The following is a 17,972-nucleotide window of genomic DNA, read 5'->3' as shown; positions in this document are numbered from 1 at the left end:
GAAGTCCCCTTCGCAAGGCCCTCACCTCGGTTTCGGCGCACGGGTTCGACGACGCACACGATGTTCCGCCGGGGGCCGGGGGCCGGGGCACCGGTCACCCTAGGCCGGACCGGCTCCGCCGAACAGAGGGTGACCGGCCACTCACGGACGGCGTACCGGGAACGGGTGACGCGGCCACCGATCCGGCGGCCGTGCGGTCGCTCGCTGTACGGCCCCACAGCCACCCCGGCCGGAACCGGTACGAGTCGGAACCTGTGCGACCCGGAACGGTACGGGTCGGGACCGGTGAGAGCCCGGAGCGGCCGGGAGGACGACACTGGGGGACACGAGCGTCGCGGCCCGACGGGGCGCGACGGGCCGGTGGCGGCCCTCCAGAGGTGTCCGCGTGGGCGATACTGGTGGATCATGCTGCTGGCCGTGCGACCGGGCGGAGGTGAAGCCGATGCGGCCCGAGAACCGCGGCGGCGAGAACGAGATGCCCGACCGTATACAGCCGTCCGACGTGGAGGACCGTCGCCGGGTCACGGAGGCCTTCACGTCCCTGACCTCGTCCAGTCAGGTGCGCAGGGTGCCTGAGCTGCTGTGCGGCGCCTGCGTGGACCTGCTGCCCGTCACCGGAGCCTCGATCTCGATCACCGGCAGCCGCACCGCACGCGCGCTGTGGTGTGCCAGCGACGACACGGCGGCGCGCCTCGCCGAAGCGCAGTACACGCTGGGCGACGGCCCCTGCCAGAGCGCCCTCGACCGGGCCGCTCCGGTGCTCGCACCGGACCTCACCACGGGGCCGGACGCCCGCCGCTGGCCGGTCTTCGCCCACCAGGCCGTCGATCTGGGTGTCCGGGCGGTCTTCTCGCTGCCGCTCGGCGCGGGCGCGCTCGCGATCGGCACCCTCGATCTCTACCGGGACACCGTCGGGCCCCTGTCCCCCAGGGACCTGCGGATCGCGCTGCTGGCCCGGGACGCGGTCACGTTCGCCGTACTGAATCTCGAAGCCGCCTCGGACGGCTTCGTTTCGGCGGACGAAGCAGGAGTAGCGTCATGGGTGGATGCCGCGGAAGCCGACCACATCGAGGTCCATCAGGCCGTCGGCATGGTCATGGTCCAACTCGGGACGGATCCCGAGCAGGCCCTGGACCGATTGCGGGCACACGCCTTCTCGGAAGGACGCACGGTCACCGAGGTGGCACAGGACGTTCTGGCCCGGACTCTGCGCTTCCAGCCGGAAGCGGACGACGATCAGATGAAGGGCCGCGGTCGGCTCGGCGACGAAGGAGACGGTGACCGGTCATGACCCGTGAAGAGCAGCTCGCCGAGGCGTTCGTCGGGCTGGCCGACACCCTCGCCGACGGGTTCGACCCGCTGGTCCTGCTGGACCGGCTGGCCGGGCACTGCGTCGGCATCGTGGGCGCCGACACGGTCAGCGTCATGATGGCCACCGTCCGCGGCGACCTTCGTACGATGTCGGTCTCCGCCCACGCGGCCTCGGCCGAACTGGTCCAGACGCAGACCCGGGAAGGACCCGGCCGGGACTGCTACCGGACCCGGCTGCCGGTGGACGCCACCCATCTCGACGGGCTCGACGACCGGTGGCCGCGGTTCACCGCACAGGCCCAGGAAGCGGGTTACGGCGCCGCGCACGCGCTGCCCCTGCGGGTCAACCACCAGACCATCGGTTCCGTGAGCCTCCTGCTGAACGCGCCGGCCGGCCTCCTGCCGGGCGACCTGCGGCTGGCCCAGGCGCTCGCCGACGTGGCCGCCGTGGCCCTGGTCCACTGGAGCCCGGACCCCGCCAGGCCCATGGACATCCTCACCCACGTCCAGGCGGCCGTCGCCGCGAAGGCCACCGTCGAGATGGCGCAGGGCATGCTCGTCGAACACGGCCAGCTCGAACCCGCGCGAGCCATGGAGGCACTGCTCGCCTACAGCGGCCTCAACGGCAACCGGCTCACCTCGACCGCCCAGGCGCTGGTCCGCCGCACTCTTGAACCGGCCCTGGTGCTCGCCGCCCTGGCGTGACCCCGACCCGTCCGAGCCGTTGCGCACGCCCCCGCACACCGGCGTGCGCAGCGGCGCCCGATACATGCAACAACCAACAAGAACCGGCCCGCGTACGGCGTACGAACGCATCTGACCGGGCACGATGGTGAGTATCACTTCGGTGCCGCCCAAGACCCTGGTGGCGTCCGCCGCGCGTCCTCCCCCAGTCGCGCCAACGCGTTTGCCGTCATTCCTGGAGAGAGCACTGAGGTGGGCCATGGGCACCCATCACGTCACCTTCGGCCTGCGCCACCGGACGGCAGGAGACACGCTGTTACTCCTGCCCCGTGGGGAACTGGACGCATGGGCCGAACAGGAACTCTTCCCGCGGGTGGCCGAACTCCTCGACCGCCCCCGGGACCAGGCCTTCTCCGTGGTCGTCGTGGACCTCGGCGCGGTGACCTTCCTGGACGCCGGCGGCCTGCGCCTGCTGGTCCGCATCAGGAACCGCACCTGCCTGAGCGGCATCGAACTGCGGCTCGCCCACACCCCCGCCAAGGTCCGTCGTGTACTGCGCCTCTCCCGGCTCGAACGCACCTTCACGTTCCTCGACGAACCCAGGTCACCGCAGGACAAGGCCGCCGGGCGCGGTGTTCCCGCCTGACCGGACAGCGTCTTGCCGGGGCTCTTTCGCCGTACGAGAGTGGGGGTGCGCTCCCGCAGCGGGTTCACCCGGTCCGGGGGCGCCGGCCCGGGACCCCGGCAGGCACCCCCCACATCGGACGCGGTCCGAGTGCGCCCATGCCGGCGTGCGCGGGCGCCGGCGGAGGGCCGAAGCGTGGACGAGCGTCACCCGACCGGGCCGGAGCGCCGGAACCGTCTGACCGAGCAGGAGTGCCGGGAGGCGCTGGCTCGCACGCCGGCCGCCCGACTGGCCGTCACCCGCCGCGGTCTGCCCCGTATCGAACTGGTCGGGCTGGTCCACTTCGACGGCGAACCGGTGGTGCTCCTGCCCGAGGACAGCCCCGTCGCCCGGGCCCTGTCCGAGGTGATCTCCCCGCGCAGGCTCGTCGCGCTGCAGACCGACGACCTGACCGACTCCCGGCGCGAGGTGCACAGTGTCACCGCCGTCGCCCGGCCCCGCTGGATCGCCGCCTGCGACGACGTGCGGGAGTGCCGGCGGCTGGCCGAGGCCCGGGGCCTCGACGTCAGGTCCGACACCTGGTTCCTGGCCCTGACCCGTCCCACGTTCGTGGGGCACCGCATCCCCCTGCGGAGCCCGCTGCACGCGCCGCAGGACCACGCCCGGATGTGAGCGCCCGTGGCGCGGGCGCGCGCGGCGCCGTCATGGAGCGCGTGCGCCGCCCTGCCCGCGCCGGCGAAACAGTCCCCGTTCGTATTAATCACGGTCCATGGAATCCGTAAACTGGCTCGCAGGTTTGTGCCGGGCCGGATGTGTGCCGGGCCTCAACGGGGGGATGCCTGTGCCGACCCTGCCGATCGACGACGAGAACGCGGCGCTCTACACCATCGGCCAGGTCGCCGACATGCTCGACGTGCAGCTCGCCTTCCTGCGCAGGCTGGACGAGCAGGGCGTGATAGTTCCCGTACGGTCGGCCGGCGGCCAGCGGCGCTACACCCGCAGGGAGATCGGCCAGGTGGCCGAGGCGCTCGATCTGATCGAGGAGGGCGTCACCCTGGCCGGCGTACGGCATGTGCTGACGCTCCGTCACTGGGTCGCCCAACTGGAGTCCGACCTGGCCGAGTTGCGGGAGGAGCGGCGCGCGGACAGCGGCCGCGCGGCGAGGGGCTGAGAGTCCCAGGGGTCTTGGGGCTGGAGTCCGGGAGCCGGGGATGGCCGTCCGTCAGGGAGTGGCGCCGTGCGGGTCGCCGGCCACCTGACTGTCCGGAGCCGGAGCTTCAGCCGTGGTCGGGGCCGCGGTCGTGGCCGGAAGGGCGGTCGGGGCGGGCTGCCGGTGGTCGGTCGCCGAGAGGACGGGCGCACTGTGCCGCTCGGGCCGGTGGCCGCCGGTGTCGGGGACCGGGCTGCGGGGCGAGCCCGGCATGCCGGGCAGCGGCACGGGTCGGCGGGCCGCGAGGCGCCCCGCCCGGCGGCGGCCGCAGCGGTCGCAACGGGGCGCGCTCTCGGCGGCGTAGGGCGACGGCACACTGCGGTTGTCGCGGGAGAAGTACTCCCATTCATGCCCGAGGCCGTCCATGAAGCGCTGCACGTCGTAGTCGACGGTCCAGCGGTCCCGGCACCGGACGCAGGCGAACTCGACCCGCTCCACAGCCAGTTCGGTGATCATGTCGTCACCCCTCCCGCGTCACGTTCTCTATACTCCGCCGACCGCCGGGTTGACAATGATCAGCTCAAGTTCTTTTCCCTCCCGTGGGGAGGTTCCCTGTACCCGCGGGGCAAGCAGAACGACCGCACCCGGACCGCTGCGGACGCCGTGTTCGGCGGCCTGCGGACCGGGTGCGGTCAGGAAGGCGCTGCGGTCGGAACAACCGCAGACCAGAGAGCGTGACGCGAGGTCAGGCCTTCTTCGTCTCCCAGAAGATCTTGTCGATCTGGGCGATGTAGTCGAGAGCCTTCTGGCCCGTCGCCGGGTCGGTCGAGGCCTTCGCGGCCGAGAGGGCCTTGAGGGCGTCGTTGACCAGCTGGTGCAGCTCCGGGTACTTCTCGAAGTGCGGGGGCTTGAAGTAGTCGCTCCAGAGCACCGAGACATGGTGCTTGGCGAGCTCGGCGCGCTGCTCCTTGATGACGGTGGCGCGGGCCTGGAAGTGCGGGTCGTCGTTGGCGGCCATCTTGTCCTGCACGGCCTTCACCGACTCGGCCTCGATGCGGGCCTGGGCGGGGTCGTACACGCCACAGGGCAGGTCGCAGTGTGCGCTGACCTTGACCTTGGGGGCAAACAGGCGGGAAAGCATTGAGCTGTCCTTCCTCGTGATCGTCTTCTCAGGTGGGACATTACTCCGTGAGTGACGGGTTTTTGCGAGTGCCCCCATGGGCTTAGGACAAAAGTCCAGGGTGAGACTGGGACTCGTGGAGGATAGGACCGGGGAGGTGCCGGGATGCCGGAGCTGTCACAGGAGACCGAGCGCGGGAGGGCCGTCCTGCCCTTCGGGACCGCCGAGGTGACGGGGCCGTCGATGACGCCCACGCTGCTTCACGGGGATCATCTGGTCGTGCAGTACGGGGCCAGGGTCAGGCCCGGCGACGTCGTCGTCCTGCGCCATCCGTTCCAGCAGGACCTGCTGGTCGTCAAGCGGGCGGCCGAGCGGCGCGAGGGAGGCTGGTGGGTGCTCGGCGACAACTCGTTCGCCGGCGGTGACAGCAGGGACTACGGCACCGTGCCCGAGGAGCTGGTCCTCGGGAAGGTGTGGTTCCGCTACCGGCCGCCGGAGAAGGGTCAGCGCTCGCCGTTCGCGGTCGCGCGCTGGTTGTGGTCGGCCGCCCGGCCGGTGCTCTCCGGCCGGTCCGCCTCCAGGCGCTTGCGGGCGCGGTAGGCGGCGACGTTCGCCCGGGTCGCGCAGCGGTCCGAGCAGTAGCGGCGGGAGCGGTTCGTCGAGGTGTCGAGATAGGCGTTGCGGCACGGCGCGGCCTCGCACAGGCCCAGACGGTCCACGCCGTACTCGGTGAGGTGGAAGGCCAGACCCATCGCGGCGATCGCCGCGTACCCCGCGGTCGCGTTCGAGGGGTGGTCCGCCAGGTGCATGTGCCACAGCGGGCGGCCGTTGTCGTCCCGGAAGTCGTGGCCCGAGATCTGCGGGCTGACCGGGAACTCCAGCAGCAGTGAGTTCAGCAGGTCCACGGCGAGCGTCTCGTCGTCGCCGTCCGCCGCCTCGAAGACCGCGCGCAGCCGGGCCCGTACGCCACGGAAGCGGGTCACGTCCGAGTCCGTGGCGCGGCGGGCCGCCGACGCGTTGCCCCCGAAGAGGTCACGGATGGCCTCGACCGAGGTGAGCGCGTCCTTGCCCCGGGCCGGCTCCTCGCTGTTGACGAGACGGACGGCGTAATCCGAGTAATAGGCCAGTTCCACTTGTAGTCCTTACGAGGGCACTCTATCGTCGTGATGCGGACAGGTAATGGCTAATTGTGCTTCCAGGGTATTACATCCTGGGCGGGAAAGGGGCTGTCATGACGACCACCACCGGGGCCGACTGGGCCGCGTGGCAGGAGAGCTGGGACCGGCAGCAGGAGTGGTACCTCCCGGACCGTGAGGAACGCTTCCGGGTCATGCTCGACATGGTCGAGGCGCTGGTGGGCCCCGAGCCCCGGGTCCTGGACCTCGCGTGCGGTACGGGAAGTATCACGGCCCGGCTCCTCGAAAGGTTCCCGAACGCTGTCAGTACCGGGGTCGACCTCGATCCGGCGCTCCTGGCCATCGCCGAGGGCACGTTCGCGGGGGACGACCGGGTCACGTTCGTCACGGCGGACCTCAAGGACCCCGACTGGGCCTCGCTGCTGCCGTACGGGTCGTACGACGCCGTTCTCACCGCGACCGCCCTCCACTGGCTGCACAGCGAGCCCCTCACGGTCCTCTACGGACAGATCGCCGGGCTCGTCCGTGACGGTGGTGTGTTCATGAACGCGGACCACATGGTCGACGAGACGACACCTCGGATCAACGCGGCGGATCGTGCGCAGCGGCATGCGCGGATGGACGCCGCGAAGGCGGCGGGGGTTCTCGACTGGGCCGAGTGGTGGGCGCTCGCCGCGCAGGATCCCGTGCTCGCCGAGCCGACGGCGCGGCGGTTCGAGATCTACGGGGAGCATGCCGACGGGGACACGCCTTCTGCCTCGTGGCATGCGGGGGCCCTGCGGGCGGCGGGGTTCGCGGAGGCGCGGGAGGTGTGGCGGTCGCCGTCCGACGCGCTGGTCCTGGCCGTCCGGTAGCAGACTTCCCTCGCCCCCGCCGCCCCTACCCTCCCCGTCACTGTATGGGGGCTGCGCCCCCTCGCCCCCTTTTGTCCTCAAACGCCGGACGGGCTGAAAGGTGCACGCCGGACGGGCTGAAAGGTGCACGCCGGGCGGGCTGAGAGGTGCACGCCGGACGGGTTGAGGTGCCCAGGGGCGCGGGGAACCGCGCAATCTCTTGGGCCCGCCCCCACCGGGCCCGCAGTCGACGAACGCGGAGGGGCGGTACGGGAAACCCGTACCGCCCCTCCGCGTAGTATCCGCAACCGCCGCCGGACGGCTAGAGCACCTTCGACAGGAACGACTGTGTCCGCTCGTGCTGCGGGTTCGTCAGGACCTCTCGGGGGTGGCCGGACTCGACCACCACGCCCTCGTCCATGAAGACCAGCGAATCGCCGACCTCCCGGGCGAAGCCCATCTCGTGGGTGACGACGATCATCGTCATGCCGGACTCGGCGAGGTCGCGCATGACGTCGAGGACGTCACCGACGAGCTCGGGGTCCAGCGCCGACGTCGGCTCGTCGAACAGCATCAGCTTCGGCTCCATCGCGAGCGCCCGCGCGATCGCGACCCGCTGCTGCTGGCCGCCGGAGAGCTGTGAGGGGTAGTTGCCGGCCTTGTCGGCGAGACCCACCCGCTCCAGGAGCTGCCCCGCCCGCTCCCGCGCCTGCGCCCTGCTCACACCCTTGACCTGGACCGGCGCCTCCATGACGTTCTCCAGCGCCGTCATGTGCGGGAACAGGTTGAACCGCTGGAACACCATGCCGATGTCCCGCCGCTTCAGCGCGACCTCGCTGTCCTTCAGCTCGTACAGCTTGTCGCCCTTCTGGCGGTAGCCGACCAGCTCCCCGTCGACGTACAGCCGTCCGGAGTTGACCTTCTCCAGGTGGTTGATGCACCGCAGGAACGTCGACTTGCCCGAGCCGGACGGGCCGATCAGGCAGAAGACCTCGCTGGGCTTCACTTCGAGGTCGATGCCCTTGAGGACCTCGACCGGACCGAAGGACTTGTGGACGCCCTCGGCCTTCACCATCGCCGTACCGGAGCCCGCCCCGGTCGCGTCCTTGGTCACGTTCGCGTCGGCGCTCATGCGTTGACACCTCCGCCCGAGCGGTTGGACAGGGACAGCATGTTCGCCTTGATTTTCTGGAACGGGGTGGGCGGCAGGGCGCGGCTCGAACCGCGGGCGTAGTACCGCTCGATGTAGTACTGCCCGACGCTGAGCACCGAGGTCATGATCAGGTACCAGGCGGCGGCCAGGAAGAGCATCTCGACCGTGGCGCCTGAGGTGGTGCCGATGTCCTGGGAGAACCTCAGGAGTTCGGGATACTGCACCGCTGCGACCAGGGAGGTCGTCTTCAGCATGTTGATGACCTCGTTGCCCGTGGGGGGCACGATCACGCGCATCGCCTGCGGGATCACGATCCGCCGCAGGGTCTTGCCGTGGCTCATGCCCAGGGCGTGCGAGGCCTCGGTCTGGCCCTCGTCGACCGAGAGCAGACCCGCGCGGCAGATCTCCGCCATGTACGCGGCCTCGTTCAGACCCAGACCGAGCAGCGCCGTGAGGAACGGCGTCATGAAGTCGGCCCACTGGTCCTTGTAGATCGGCCCGAGGTTGACGTACTGGAAGACGAAGCCCAGGTTGAACCAGACGAACAGCTGGACCAGGACCGGAGTGCCGCGGAAGAACCAGATGTAGAACCAGGCGATCGACGAGGTCACCGGGTTCTTCGAGAGGCGCATCACGGCCAGGACCACGCCGCCGACGATGCCGATGAGCATCGACAGGAACGTCAGTACGAGGGTCTCGCGGACGCCCTTGAGGATCCGGTCGTTGAAGAAGTAGTCGGGGATGGCGCCCCAGTTGATGTCGCCGTTGGCGAAGGCCCAGACGAGCAGGCCGAAGATGCCGAGGGCGACCACGGCGGCGACGTACCGGCCGTAGTGCCGGACCGGGATGGCTCTGATCGCCTCCGGTCCGGCCTGCGGGGTGTCCGCCGACGAGTCGGTCTTCTTGAAGTCATTCACGGGTGATGCCTTTCAGCGACGTGTCGATGAGCGAGACACGGTCACTTTCCGCCGTTGATCGCGGCCGCTTCGACTGCGCCCGCCTCGACGCCCCACTTCTCGATGATCTTCTTGTACTCGCCGTTCTCGATGATCGCGTCGAGGGCGGCCTTGACGGCGTCGCGCACCTCGGTGTTGGACTTGGCGACCGCGATGCCGTACGGGGCGGCCTCGACCTGTTCGCCGACGAGCTGGAAGTCCTTGCCGCCGCCCGAGGTCTTCACCGCGTACGCCGCGACCGGGAAGTCGGAGGAGCCGGCGTCCGCGCCGCCCGAACGCAGCCGGGTCTGGGCCTGCTGGTCGTTGTCGAAGGCCTCGATGGAGATGGACTTGCCCTTGGCACACTTCTTCGCCTCGGACTTGGCCAGGTCGTGCGAGACGGTGCCGCGCTGGACGACCAGCTTCTTGCCGCACAGGTCGGCCCAGGTCTTGATGCCCTGGTCGTCGCCCTTCTTGGTGTAGATCGAGACACCCGCGGTGAAGTAGTCGATGAAGTCGACACCCTCGCCGACCTTCTTGCCGGTGTCGGCGTCGACACCCTCCTGGCGGTTCTTGGTGTCCGTCATCGCCGACATCGCGATGTCGTACCGCTTGGAGCGCAGGCCGCCGAGCAGCGTGTCGAACGTGCCGTTCTCGAACTCGAACTTCACGCCGAGCTGCTTGCCCATGGCGTCGGCGAGGTCGGGGTCGATGCCCACCGTCTTGCCGGAGTCGTCCTTGAACTCGACCGGCGCGTACGCGATGTCCGAGCCGACCTTGATGACGCCCTTGTCGCGGACGGCCGCGGGCAGCTTGTCGGCCAGCGGGGCCGCGCTGGAGTCCGCGGTGTCGGAGCCGCCGCTGTCCTTGTCCTTGGTCTGGTCACCGCAGCCGGTGAGCAGCAGGGCGCCTGCGACCGCGATCGCACCGACCGCGGCTATCCGGGACTGCGCGGCGGTCGTACGACGGGTGGAGCTTGCGGTCATGGTGGGTTCCTCCGGCGGGTGGGTGGAGTTGCCGATGGGTCGGCAGTAGCCGATGGGTCGACGAGAACACACACCTTCGGGTGTCGCGACCTCGTGTGATTACGGCATCTTGCCATTCGGACTCGACCCTTCAGGGTTCCCGCCATGTCAAAATCGGATAACGGGTGACCCCCGAACCGGACCGAAGCGGTCCGGCTTGACCGGATCTTGTGCGGAAAACCCCCGCGAGAGCCGGAAGATCTGCTGCGAATCCCATGATGTGAGCGACCGCTTCTGGGCACTTACGACGCCATGGCGCCTATCGGCTGCTTATTCGCTAAATGGGCTTTTTCGACACATTCGGTCATGAGTCATGTCACCGGTATGTGACCTTCGTGCTCCGGTATACGGGCCCGGGCTCGCCGGAGTGCGAGCCCCGCCTCTCCGGTGTGTGACCTTCGGCCGCCCACATGTGACCTTCGCTTTATGGACTCGTCCGCGGTGCGGTCCGTCCGGTAAGAAGGATCCTTACACCCCTCATCCGGGGCTCAGGGCGCGTGTGCGGCGCGCCCGTCGCGCATGTTCCGTACTTAACAGTCATCAGGGACACGCGCGGTGCCCGCCCGCTCCTCACCAGGAGCGGCAACCCTCAACCATGAAGACTTAAGGGGTAAAACAAAGTGGCAGCGGAGATCGTCAATCCTCGCAGCGACAGCAGTACGGATCAGGACGGCGGGGCCGAGCCCCTCGATTCCTTCGACCCGGCGTTCGCGCTGCACCGTGGCGGCAAGATGGCCGTGCAGGCCACCGTGCCCGTCCGTGACAAGGACGACCTGTCCCTGGCGTACACCCCCGGCGTCGCGAAGGTCTGCATGGCCATCGCGGAGCAGCCGGAACTCGTCCACGACTACACCTGGAAGTCGTCCGTGGTCGCCGTCGTGACGGACGGGACCGCCGTGCTCGGTCTCGGTGACATCGGGCCCGAGGCCTCCCTCCCCGTGATGGAGGGCAAGGCGATCCTGTTCAAGCAGTTCGGCGGCGTCGACGCGGTGCCGATCGCGCTGGACTGCACGGGCGTCGACGAGATCGTCGAGACCGTCGTGCGGCTCGCGCCGTCCTTCGGCGGCGTGAACCTGGAGGACATCTCGGCACCCCGGTGCTTCGAGATCGAGCGCCGGCTGCAGGAACGGCTGGACATTCCCGTCTTCCACGACGACCAGCACGGTACGGCCGTCGTCACGCTGGCGGCCCTGCGGAACGCCGCGCGGCTGACCGGGCGCTCGCTCGGGCAGCTGCGGGCCGTGATCTCGGGCGCCGGCGCGGCCGGGGTGGCCATCGCCAAGTTCCTCCTTGAGGCGGGGCTCGGGGACGTCGCCGTCGCGGACCGCAAGGGCATCGTGTCCGTCGACCGGGACGATCTGACCCCGGTCAAGCGGGACCTCGCGGTCATGACCAACAAGGCCGGCCTTTCCGGCTCGCTGGAGTCCGCCCTCGCCGGGGCCGACGTCTTCATCGGCGTCTCCGGCGGTACGGTTCCGGAGCCGGCCGTCGCCTCCATGGCCGAGGGCGCGTTCGTCTTCGCCATGGCGAACCCGAACCCCGAGGTGCATCCCGATGTCGCCCACAAGTACGCGGCGGTCGTCGCCACCGGGCGGTCGGACTACCCGAACCAGATCAACAACGTGCTGGCGTTCCCCGGGATCTTCGCGGGGGCGCTCCAGGTGCGGGCCTCCCGGATCACCGAGGGGATGAAGATCGCGGCGGCCGAGGCGTTGGCTGCGGTCGTCGGGGACGACCTTGCCGCGGACTATGTGATTCCGTCGCCGTTCGACGAGCGGGTCGCTCCGGCGGTCACCGCGGCGGTTGCCGCTGCCGCTCGGGCGGAGGGTGTGGCCCGGCGGTAGCCGTTCCGCCTCCCGGCTCCGGCTGTGGGATTCGGGCCCCGTCCTGGTTGGGCGGGGCCCGAATCCTGCTCCCGGAAAACCTTTCGCCGGTGATTCGGCCGAGCGGGTGTGTCCGGGCGCGGGCCCGGTGGGGTCCGGCCGGGGTGCGGTTCGGTGGGGTCAGGCCGGGGTGCTGTGCGGGTTGCGGTTCGGTGGGGTCAGGCCGGGGTGCTGTGCGGGGTGCGGTTCGGTGGAGTCTGGCTGGGGTGTTGTGCGGGGTGCGGTTCGGTGGAGTCTGGCTGGGGTGTTGTGCCGGGTGCGCTCCGGTGGGGGCCGTACGCGCAGTTCCCCGCGCCCCCAAAAAAGCCGGGGCGCAGCCCCGCCCCCAAGGGTGCGCGGAACTGCGCGCTCAGCCACGATGGCGGGGGAGCCGCTGTCTCTTGGGGGCGCGGGGAACTGCGCGAACGGTCTCACCGGTCCGCACCTGAGCGCCGGGTACAGCCCTCACTCCGGGGGCCGCGGGCCGCCGCGTGAGTCGGCGCCCGGTGGGGGGACGCGTGTCACAGACGGGCCCGGTTCCGCCGGAGGCACCCGCGGCCTAGGGTCGGGACATGTTCGCTGCCTACGCCGCCCGTATCGACCGTGACCAGCCCTTGAACGGCCTTGAGTTGGGCGAGCGCCCCGCTCCCGAGGCCCGCCCCGGCTGGACGACCGTGACCGTCAAGGCCGCCTCCCTGAACCACCACGACCTCTGGTCGCTGCGCGGAGTCGGCCTCGCCGAGGACAAGCTGCCGATGATCCTCGGATGCGATGCCGCCGGGATCGACGAGGCCGGCAACGAGGTCGTCCTGCACTCCGTCATCGGTCAGACGGGCCATGGCGTCGGCCCGAAGGAACCGCGGTCCATCCTCACCGAGCGCTACCAGGGCACCTTCGCGGAACAGGTCTCCGTACCCACCTGGAACATCCTCCCCAAGCCCGCCGAACTCTCCTTCGAAGAGGCCGCCTGCCTGCCCACCGCGTGGCTGACGGCCTACCGCATGCTCTTCACCAACGCGGGTGTACGACCCGGTGACTCCGTACTCGTCCAGGGCGCCGGCGGCGGTGTCGCCACGGCGGCGATCGCGCTCGGCAAGGCCGCGGGGCTGCGGGTCTTCGCCACCAGCCGGGACGAGGCCAAGCGCAAGCGGGCCCTGGAGCTCGGCGCCGTCGAGGCCGTGGAGTCCGGAGCCCGCCTGCCGCAGCGCGTGGACGCCGTCATCGAGACCGTCGGCGCCGCCACCTGGTCCCACTCGGTCAAGTCCCTCAAGCCGGGCGGCACCCTGGTCATCTCCGGTGCCACGAGCGGCGACCGCCCCTCGCACGCCGAGCTGACCCGCATCTTCTTCCTCGAACTCAAGGTCGTCGGTTCCACGATGGGCACGAAGGACGAGCTGGAGGACCTGCTGTCGTTCTGCGCCGCCACCGGCGTCCGCCCCGTCATCGACGAGGTCCTCCCGCTGGACCGGGCCCGCGAGGGCTTCGAACGGATGGAGTCCGGCGAACTCTTCGGCAAGGTCGTACTGACCGCACCCTGACACCGCCCGTCACCGACATCGCCTTCCCGCCCGTCACCCTTCCCACCCGTCGGCCCTACCGCGTAGTGCGCCTCCCGCACCCGGGCGTGTCAACCACAGTTGACACGCCCGGGTGTGTCAATCTAAGTTGACATCATGACCGAAGCAACGGATCTCGCCGAGCGCGCGGGCGACCGTGATCCGCGGATCGGGCTGCGAGCCGTCTCCGCGTTGCGGCGACTCCTGGAGCAGCTCGAAGCGGTTCAGGTGCGCAGCGCGCGCAATCAGGGTTGGTCGTGGCAGGAGATCGCCGCGGAACTGGGTGTCAGCAGGCAGGCCGTGCACAAGAAGTACGGGAGGCAGTGATGTTCGAACGGTTCACCAAGGACGCCCGCGCGGTGGTCCTCGGCGCGATCGGCCATGCGGAGAGGCTGGACGCGGAGGCGGTCGAGGAGCAGCACCTGCTGCTGGCGCTCCTCGACCGAGAGGCCAGCCGCGCGTCGTTCGCCCTGACGTCGCTGGGGCTCGGAGGGCGCAGGGAGTCCGTCGAACGGGCTCTGGCCGAGGCGCGCCGTCGCGGCGGGCTCTCCCGCGCCGACACGGACGCTCTCTCGGGGCTGGGCATCGATGTCTCGGCGATCGTCTCCCGGGTCGAGGAGGCCCATGGCGAGGGTGCGCTGGAGTCAACCCAGGGGAACGGGAAGAACGGCGGCAACGACGGTGGGCGTGGCCGGGGCTGGTGGTCCGGCTTCACCGGCGGGCGCCGCCCCTTCGGCCGGGGCGCGCGGGACGTCCTCACCGAGTCCCTGCGCATGGCCGTCGCCCAGCAGGACCGGCACATCGGCGACGAGCATCTCCTCCTCGCCCTCGCCGCCCGCCCCGGCGTCCCCTCGGAGGTCCTGGCCGACCACGGGGTGACCTACACGGCACTGCGGCGCGTGCTGTACGGCGGGGGAGAGGCGAAGGCGGGCTGAGGGAGCGAGGCGGTCCGCGGTGGGCCCGCCTCGTCCCTCGGGGCCACCGCGATCGCCGCGCCCGACCAGCCCGCGGGACGGGTGGGTCGGGCCCGGCGGGCGGGCGACGAACCGACGTTCAGCCCTTGGGCGTCCGCAGCACCGCGCCTATGCGCGCCGCCGCCGACGACAGGTGCCGGCGGGCATCGTGCAACTGTCCCTCCGTCACTCCGTGATCGCGGGCCGCGTCGCGGATATCGTCGCGGAAGCGGTCCAGCAGGCGGTCGAGGTCCCGGGCGGGATCGCCCGTGGAGTCCTCGTGGGCCCAGGAGGGCTCGTAACCGGCGGGAAAGTCCTCGGGAGTGTCCGTGTAGTCGGGGTGCTCCGGGTGCTCGGCGTGCCCGGGCTTCCGCGTCCCTGCCCCGGCACCCGCTCCTGCTCCGGCACCCGCGCCCGGCCGGCCGAAGCCGAAGTCCTTGCCGAACTCCTTGCCGAAGTCCTTGCCGAAATCGCCGAACTCCTTGGCGAGCTCGGTGAGGCCCTCCCGGACGCCCGTCGGCCAGTCGCCCCGGGTGAAGTGGTCCTGCACCTGGTCCTGGACGCGCTTGGCGATGCGCTGCAGCTCTTCCTGTGCCTGCTCCCGGACCCGCTCCTGGGCCTCCTTGGCCTGGTGGCGGGCTCGCTGGGCCTCCTCGCGGGCCCGACGGCTCTCGTCCTTGGCGCGCCGGGCCTGCTCCTTCCACTCCTGCTTGACACGGCGCATCTCCTCCTTGGCGACGCGCCACGCCTCCTTGTCCCCGGGGTCCGTGAAGCCGCCGTGGGCGCCCTCGTGTTCGCCGCGTGCCCTGGCGCCCGCCCCTGTGGAACCGCGCCGCGCCTCGCTCGCCGCGGCCCGCATCTCGCGGCGCAGATCGCCTGCGGCGCCGCGCACATCGGCACGGATCTCCGCGGCCAGCTCGGCGACCGATTCTCGGATCTCCAGCTCCAGATCGGCCAGTTCGCCGCTGCGGTCGGCCAGCTCGGCACGGCCCGCGTCCGTGATCGCGTACACCTTCCGGCCGCCCTCGGTGGTGTGGGTGACCAGTCCCTCGGCCTCCAGCTTGGCCAGCCGGGGGTAGACGGTGCCGGCCGACGGCGCGTACAGCCCCTGGAAGCGCTCCTCCAGGAGGCGGATCACCTCGTAACCGTGGCGCGGTGCTTCTTCGAGCAGCTTGAGGAGGTAGAGCCGCAGGCGGCCATGGGCAAAGACGGGAGCCATGTCAGAGCCCCTTCTGGTGGGTCGGGCCGTCGGGTGATCCGTCGGTGACGTCGGCGGCTGGCTGTTTCGCGGAGATGGATGTCGAATCCGGCGTGGGCGTCGCGTCGGACGTGGGCGTCGCGTCGGACGTGGATGTCGCGTCGGACGTGGACGGGGCTGAGATCGTGTCCTGTGGGTCATCCTCCCCGACGTCGGTGGCCTTCTCGAAATCCGCTTCCTCGTCCCACGGTTCGTCCTCCGCGGGGGGCCTGCGCAGCAGTGCGATCGAACCGGAGAGGGTGGTCGCCTTCAGGCGTCCGGTCCCCGCGCCGAGCCTGCCGGTGATCTTCTTGGCGCCCCACTGGCCGTGGATCCGCAGATCATCGAAGGCGCTGGAGACCGTGCCGCTCGCCGAGTCCACCTCGACCTCCGCGTCGGCCGGATGCGGCAGACGGACGGCGATCTCCCCCGAGATGCTGGTCAGACGGATGTCGCTGGACCGGCCCGCCGGGTCCAGGTCGACGATCACGGAACCGCTGACCGAATCGACCCGAACGGAGGGGCTGGAGCCGTCGATGACGGTCAGGTCACCGGAGACGGAGTTGAGGCGGAGGTCGCCGGTGAGGGCCTGGACCTCCACGTTCCCCGAGACGGTGTCCGCGCGGACCGGGCCGGACAGGCCCACGAGTGTGGTGTCGCCCGAGACGCCCTTCACCACCGCCCGCCCGTCGATGCCGGAGACCACGGCGGTGGCACTCACCACGCCCACCTCGACGCGCGTCCGTGCCGGCACGGCCAGGGAGACCACCGCGCTGCGGCGCCAGCCCTTGCGGTCGAGCCACTTGAGGAAGCCCTTCCAGGGCAGGTCCTCGTACGCCACGGTGAGTGTGCCGTTCTCCTGGGTCACCATCAGGGGTGGTCCCTCTATCGAGGAGACTTCCAGGCGGGCGGGGCCCTCTTCGACGCCCACGACGTTCACCGTGCCGTTGGCGATGCGCACGTGGAGAGCCGTCACCGGTTCGTCGAACGTGAGCTTCCTTGGCTCTGCGACGGACCACTCGGACATGGTGCTGACCTCCTCGGCAGGGGCGGACACGACGACGCGCCATATCGCGTCTCCTGATAGACACGATATATCGCGGCTTCGTGAAGTCAAGGCACTCGATCTGGTGATCCGGGGGGCGTCAATGGTATGAAAAGTGTGCAATTTGGGCCACTGTGGGCCGTCGCGGGGCGTGGGGGTCCCGTGTCTGTCGCTTCGCGGTGGGGGTGTCTCGGTATGTCGCGACGGGGTGTTCTCGCCCCCGCCGCCCCTACCCGTTCCCGTCCCCTGGGGGCTGCGCCCCCAGACCCCCCGTCGGCCTGGACGGCCTCGTCCTCAAACGCCGGACGGGCTGAAGGGGGGGCGCGCCCTCGGACTCCCCGTCGGCCTGGACGGCCTCGTCCTCAAACGCCGGACGGGCTGAAGGGGGGGCGCGCCCTCGGACCCCCCGTCGGCCTGGACGGCCTCGTCCTCAAGCGTCGGACGGGCCTCGGTCCAAGAGGGGTGCGCCCCCGGAGCCTCCGGTCGGCCGGGACGGGCTGGAGGGGGGCGGGGGTGTCTACTCCTCGTCCTCGTCGTCGTCCAGGCGGGCCAGCCAGGTTGCCAGGCGTTCCACCGGGATCTCGAAGTCCGGATTCAGGTCGACGAATGCGCGCAGTTGCTCGGCGAGCCACTCGAAAGTGACCTCCTCCTCGCCGCGCCGCTTCTCCAGCTCTTCGATACCGCGGTCGGTGAAGTACATGCGTGGTGCTCCGTCGTTCTCGCTGAAAGTCTGTACAGCAGGATAGGCGGAGCGCATCCGGGCTTCTGGCGCACACTGGCTCGATGCCCGCCGCGCCGACTGGGTATGTCCTACGGGACGGTAGGGCGTCGAGGGCGGCCCGGCCGCCATCACCGGCCGCGGTGTGACGCCGTGGACCGGAAGGAGGGAGTCAGGGGATGGGCGAACAGGACGACGCACAGGGGGCCGAGGAGCCGCTGCCCGATCTTCTCGCGATGGGACTCGCGGAACTGAGGGCGATCGACCATCCGGTGCTCGCCGAGGTGCTGGCGGAACTTCGGGAACGGGCGGAGCAGCCGAGCGAGATGCTGTGGGGGTTCAACAACGCCTTTTGAAGCGCCGACTGAGCCGTCAGTCGTCCTGCGAGCCGCGAAGGCGCCGGTCGCACCCGCCGGTTCCGGTCGACCTGCTGGTCGAACCGGACAGGTTCGGCCGGGTCACGTTTGTCATGGCAAAGGCGGTGGGAATGGCGCTGCCGAGGCCGCTCGCGAGGAACGCTTGCCGGCACGGCACCGGGTGCCGCGCCAGCAGAGGGCAAGGCGGTCCCATATGCGAACGCGGCACGGGAAGAGCGGGATCCGGAAAGAGAACCCGACACTTTGGGGGTG

The 17,972-nt window shown here is 70.3% G+C and carries 21 protein-coding genes; 12 read left to right on the top strand and 9 right to left on the bottom strand.

The annotated features are described in order from the left end of the window. The first annotated feature begins 442 nt into the window (after positions 1–442). From OHS59_RS15735 to OHS59_RS15715, 5 genes are all read left to right on the top strand, one after another. The gene (locus tag OHS59_RS15735) at positions 443–1,291 is read left to right on the top strand and encodes a GAF and ANTAR domain-containing protein (protein ID WP_328494026.1); all 849 of its coding nucleotides are present in this window, start codon (positions 443–445) and stop codon (positions 1,289–1,291) included. Next, positions 1,288–2,016, top strand: a complete 729-nt coding sequence (locus OHS59_RS15730) for a GAF domain-containing protein (RefSeq protein ID WP_328494025.1) — start codon at positions 1,288–1,290, stop codon at positions 2,014–2,016. The genes OHS59_RS15735 and OHS59_RS15730 overlap by 4 nt, the downstream gene beginning before the upstream one ends. A gap of 238 nt (positions 2,017–2,254) precedes the next feature. Beyond that, the gene (locus tag OHS59_RS15725) at positions 2,255–2,641 is read left to right on the top strand and encodes an STAS domain-containing protein (RefSeq protein WP_328494024.1); all 387 of its coding nucleotides are present in this window, start codon (positions 2,255–2,257) and stop codon (positions 2,639–2,641) included. 174 nt (positions 2,642–2,815) lie between these two features. Beyond that, the gene (locus OHS59_RS15720; protein ID WP_328494023.1) at positions 2,816–3,292 is read left to right on the top strand and encodes a hypothetical protein; all 477 of its coding nucleotides are present in this window, start codon (positions 2,816–2,818) and stop codon (positions 3,290–3,292) included. A gap of 163 nt (positions 3,293–3,455) precedes the next feature. Then, positions 3,456–3,791: a MerR family transcriptional regulator gene (locus tag OHS59_RS15715; protein ID WP_328494022.1), complete on the top strand. Its 336-nt coding sequence runs from the start codon at positions 3,456–3,458 to the stop codon at positions 3,789–3,791. Positions 3,792–3,842: 51 nt separating this feature from the next. Here the strand turns inward: OHS59_RS15715 and OHS59_RS15710 are convergent, their stop codons facing one another. Then, on the bottom strand, positions 3,843–4,286 hold the full coding sequence (locus tag OHS59_RS15710; RefSeq protein WP_328494021.1) for a hypothetical protein: 444 nt from the start codon (positions 4,284–4,286) through the stop codon (positions 3,843–3,845). Positions 4,287–4,515: 229 nt separating this feature from the next. Beyond that, positions 4,516–4,911, bottom strand: coding sequence for a superoxide dismutase, Ni (gene sodN, locus OHS59_RS15705; protein WP_005480378.1), 396 nt, complete (start codon positions 4,909–4,911; stop codon positions 4,516–4,518). A gap of 144 nt (positions 4,912–5,055) precedes the next feature. Here sodN and sodX point away from each other — a divergent pair, with 144 nt between their 5' ends. Further along, positions 5,056–5,490, top strand: a complete 435-nt coding sequence (sodX, locus tag OHS59_RS15700) for a nickel-type superoxide dismutase maturation protease (RefSeq protein ID WP_328494020.1) — start codon at positions 5,056–5,058, stop codon at positions 5,488–5,490. On the opposite strand, the gene OHS59_RS15695 is transcribed toward sodX, so the two are convergent. Continuing rightward, positions 5,394–6,023 carry a CGNR zinc finger domain-containing protein gene (locus tag OHS59_RS15695; RefSeq protein ID WP_328494019.1) on the bottom strand — a complete coding sequence of 210 codons (630 nt, stop codon included), beginning with the start codon at positions 6,021–6,023 and terminating at the stop codon, positions 5,394–5,396. The genes sodX and OHS59_RS15695 overlap by 97 nt on opposite strands. A 98-nt stretch (positions 6,024–6,121) precedes the next feature. On the opposite strand from OHS59_RS15695, the gene OHS59_RS15690 reads away from it, so the two are divergent. Next, complete coding sequence (locus OHS59_RS15690) at positions 6,122–6,880, top strand: class I SAM-dependent methyltransferase (protein ID WP_328494018.1); 759 nt, start codon at positions 6,122–6,124, stop codon at positions 6,878–6,880. Positions 6,881–7,181: 301 nt separating this feature from the next. Here OHS59_RS15690 and OHS59_RS15685 read toward each other — a convergent pair whose 3' ends face one another. From OHS59_RS15685 to OHS59_RS15675, 3 genes are read right to left on the bottom strand one after another with little or no spacing between them, the layout of a single operon-like run. After that, a complete protein-coding gene (locus OHS59_RS15685; RefSeq protein ID WP_328499221.1) occupies positions 7,182–7,934 on the bottom strand; it encodes an amino acid ABC transporter ATP-binding protein in 753 nt (250 codons plus the stop codon). 53 nt (positions 7,935–7,987) lie between these two features. Beyond that, entirely contained in the window at positions 7,988–8,929 is a 942-nt protein-coding gene (locus tag OHS59_RS15680; protein ID WP_328494017.1) for an amino acid ABC transporter permease, read from the bottom strand. 41 nt (positions 8,930–8,970) lie between these two features. Continuing rightward, complete coding sequence (locus OHS59_RS15675) at positions 8,971–9,933, bottom strand: ABC transporter substrate-binding protein (protein ID WP_328494016.1); 963 nt, start codon at positions 9,931–9,933, stop codon at positions 8,971–8,973. 659 nt (positions 9,934–10,592) lie between these two features. Here OHS59_RS15675 and OHS59_RS15670 point away from each other — a divergent pair. The 4 genes from OHS59_RS15670 (at position 10,593) to OHS59_RS15655 (ending at position 14,325) form a co-directional block, all read left to right on the top strand. After that, a complete protein-coding gene (locus tag OHS59_RS15670; protein WP_107021358.1) occupies positions 10,593–11,816 on the top strand; it encodes an NAD(P)-dependent malic enzyme in 1,224 nt (407 codons plus the stop codon). 590 nt (positions 11,817–12,406) lie between these two features. Then, positions 12,407–13,372 (top strand): zinc-binding dehydrogenase, encoded by a 966-nt coding sequence (locus OHS59_RS15665; protein WP_328494015.1) that lies wholly within the window; start codon positions 12,407–12,409, stop codon positions 13,370–13,372. Positions 13,373–13,507: 135 nt separating this feature from the next. After that, complete coding sequence (locus OHS59_RS15660; protein WP_010984411.1) at positions 13,508–13,717, top strand: helix-turn-helix domain-containing protein; 210 nt, start codon at positions 13,508–13,510, stop codon at positions 13,715–13,717. Then, entirely contained in the window at positions 13,717–14,325 is a 609-nt protein-coding gene (locus OHS59_RS15655; RefSeq protein WP_328494014.1) for a Clp protease N-terminal domain-containing protein, read from the top strand. The genes OHS59_RS15660 and OHS59_RS15655 overlap by 1 nt, the downstream gene beginning before the upstream one ends. A gap of 118 nt (positions 14,326–14,443) precedes the next feature. Here OHS59_RS15655 and OHS59_RS15650 read toward each other — a convergent pair whose 3' ends face one another. The 3 genes from OHS59_RS15650 to OHS59_RS15640 form a co-directional block, all read right to left on the bottom strand. Further along, positions 14,444–15,562 carry a helix-turn-helix transcriptional regulator gene (locus OHS59_RS15650; RefSeq protein ID WP_328494013.1) on the bottom strand — a complete coding sequence of 373 codons (1,119 nt, stop codon included), beginning with the start codon at positions 15,560–15,562 and terminating at the stop codon, positions 14,444–14,446. A 1-nt stretch (position 15,563) separates the two neighbouring features. Further along, complete coding sequence (locus OHS59_RS15645) at positions 15,564–16,607, bottom strand: DUF4097 family beta strand repeat-containing protein (protein WP_328494012.1); 1,044 nt, start codon at positions 16,605–16,607, stop codon at positions 15,564–15,566. 535 nt (positions 16,608–17,142) lie between these two features. After that, entirely contained in the window at positions 17,143–17,325 is a 183-nt protein-coding gene (locus OHS59_RS15640) for a DUF6104 family protein (protein ID WP_328494011.1), read from the bottom strand. Positions 17,326–17,522: 197 nt separating this feature from the next. On the opposite strand from OHS59_RS15640, the gene fxsA reads away from it, so the two are divergent. Then, on the top strand, positions 17,523–17,699 hold the full coding sequence (gene fxsA / locus OHS59_RS15635) for an FxSxx-COOH cyclophane-containing RiPP peptide (RefSeq protein WP_307536632.1): 177 nt from the start codon (positions 17,523–17,525) through the stop codon (positions 17,697–17,699). The last annotated feature ends 273 nt before the right edge of the window (positions 17,700–17,972 follow it).

It is taken from the genome of Streptomyces sp. NBC_00414 (assembly GCF_036038375.1).
Taxonomy (GTDB): domain Bacteria; phylum Actinomycetota; class Actinomycetes; order Streptomycetales; family Streptomycetaceae; genus Streptomyces.
The sequence above is the reverse complement of the archived record's forward strand: the minus strand, read 5'-3'. Positions and strand labels throughout refer to the sequence as shown.

Excerpts from the sequence above, each read along its gene's own strand:
- OHS59_RS15725 (WP_328494024.1), top strand. The coding sequence starts at position 2,255 with ATGGGCACCCATCACGTCACCTTCGGCCTGCGCCACCGGACGGCAGGA.
- OHS59_RS15645 (WP_328494012.1), bottom strand. The coding sequence starts at position 16,607 with ATGTCCGAGTGGTCCGTCGCAGAGCCAAGGAAGCTCACGTTCGACGAA.
- OHS59_RS15655 (WP_328494014.1), top strand. The coding sequence starts at position 13,717 with ATGTTCGAACGGTTCACCAAGGACGCCCGCGCGGTGGTCCTCGGCGCG.
- sodX (WP_328494020.1), top strand. The coding sequence starts at position 5,056 with ATGCCGGAGCTGTCACAGGAGACCGAGCGCGGGAGGGCCGTCCTGCCC.
- OHS59_RS15715 (WP_328494022.1), top strand. The coding sequence starts at position 3,456 with ATGCCTGTGCCGACCCTGCCGATCGACGACGAGAACGCGGCGCTCTAC.
- OHS59_RS15665 (WP_328494015.1), top strand. The coding sequence starts at position 12,407 with ATGTTCGCTGCCTACGCCGCCCGTATCGACCGTGACCAGCCCTTGAAC.
- OHS59_RS15690 (WP_328494018.1), top strand. The coding sequence starts at position 6,122 with ATGACGACCACCACCGGGGCCGACTGGGCCGCGTGGCAGGAGAGCTGG.
- OHS59_RS15650 (WP_328494013.1), bottom strand. The coding sequence starts at position 15,562 with ATGGCTCCCGTCTTTGCCCATGGCCGCCTGCGGCTCTACCTCCTCAAG.
- fxsA (WP_307536632.1), top strand. The coding sequence starts at position 17,523 with ATGGGCGAACAGGACGACGCACAGGGGGCCGAGGAGCCGCTGCCCGAT.
- OHS59_RS15640 (WP_328494011.1), bottom strand. The coding sequence starts at position 17,325 with ATGTACTTCACCGACCGCGGTATCGAAGAGCTGGAGAAGCGGCGCGGC.
- OHS59_RS15735 (WP_328494026.1), top strand. The coding sequence starts at position 443 with ATGCGGCCCGAGAACCGCGGCGGCGAGAACGAGATGCCCGACCGTATA.
- sodN (WP_005480378.1), bottom strand. The coding sequence starts at position 4,911 with ATGCTTTCCCGCCTGTTTGCCCCCAAGGTCAAGGTCAGCGCACACTGC.
- OHS59_RS15660 (WP_010984411.1), top strand. The coding sequence starts at position 13,508 with ATGACCGAAGCAACGGATCTCGCCGAGCGCGCGGGCGACCGTGATCCG.
- OHS59_RS15710 (WP_328494021.1), bottom strand. The coding sequence starts at position 4,286 with ATGATCACCGAACTGGCTGTGGAGCGGGTCGAGTTCGCCTGCGTCCGG.
- OHS59_RS15730 (WP_328494025.1), top strand. The coding sequence starts at position 1,288 with ATGACCCGTGAAGAGCAGCTCGCCGAGGCGTTCGTCGGGCTGGCCGAC.
- OHS59_RS15685 (WP_328499221.1), bottom strand. The coding sequence starts at position 7,934 with ATGGTGAAGGCCGAGGGCGTCCACAAGTCCTTCGGTCCGGTCGAGGTC.
- OHS59_RS15675 (WP_328494016.1), bottom strand. The coding sequence starts at position 9,933 with ATGACCGCAAGCTCCACCCGTCGTACGACCGCCGCGCAGTCCCGGATA.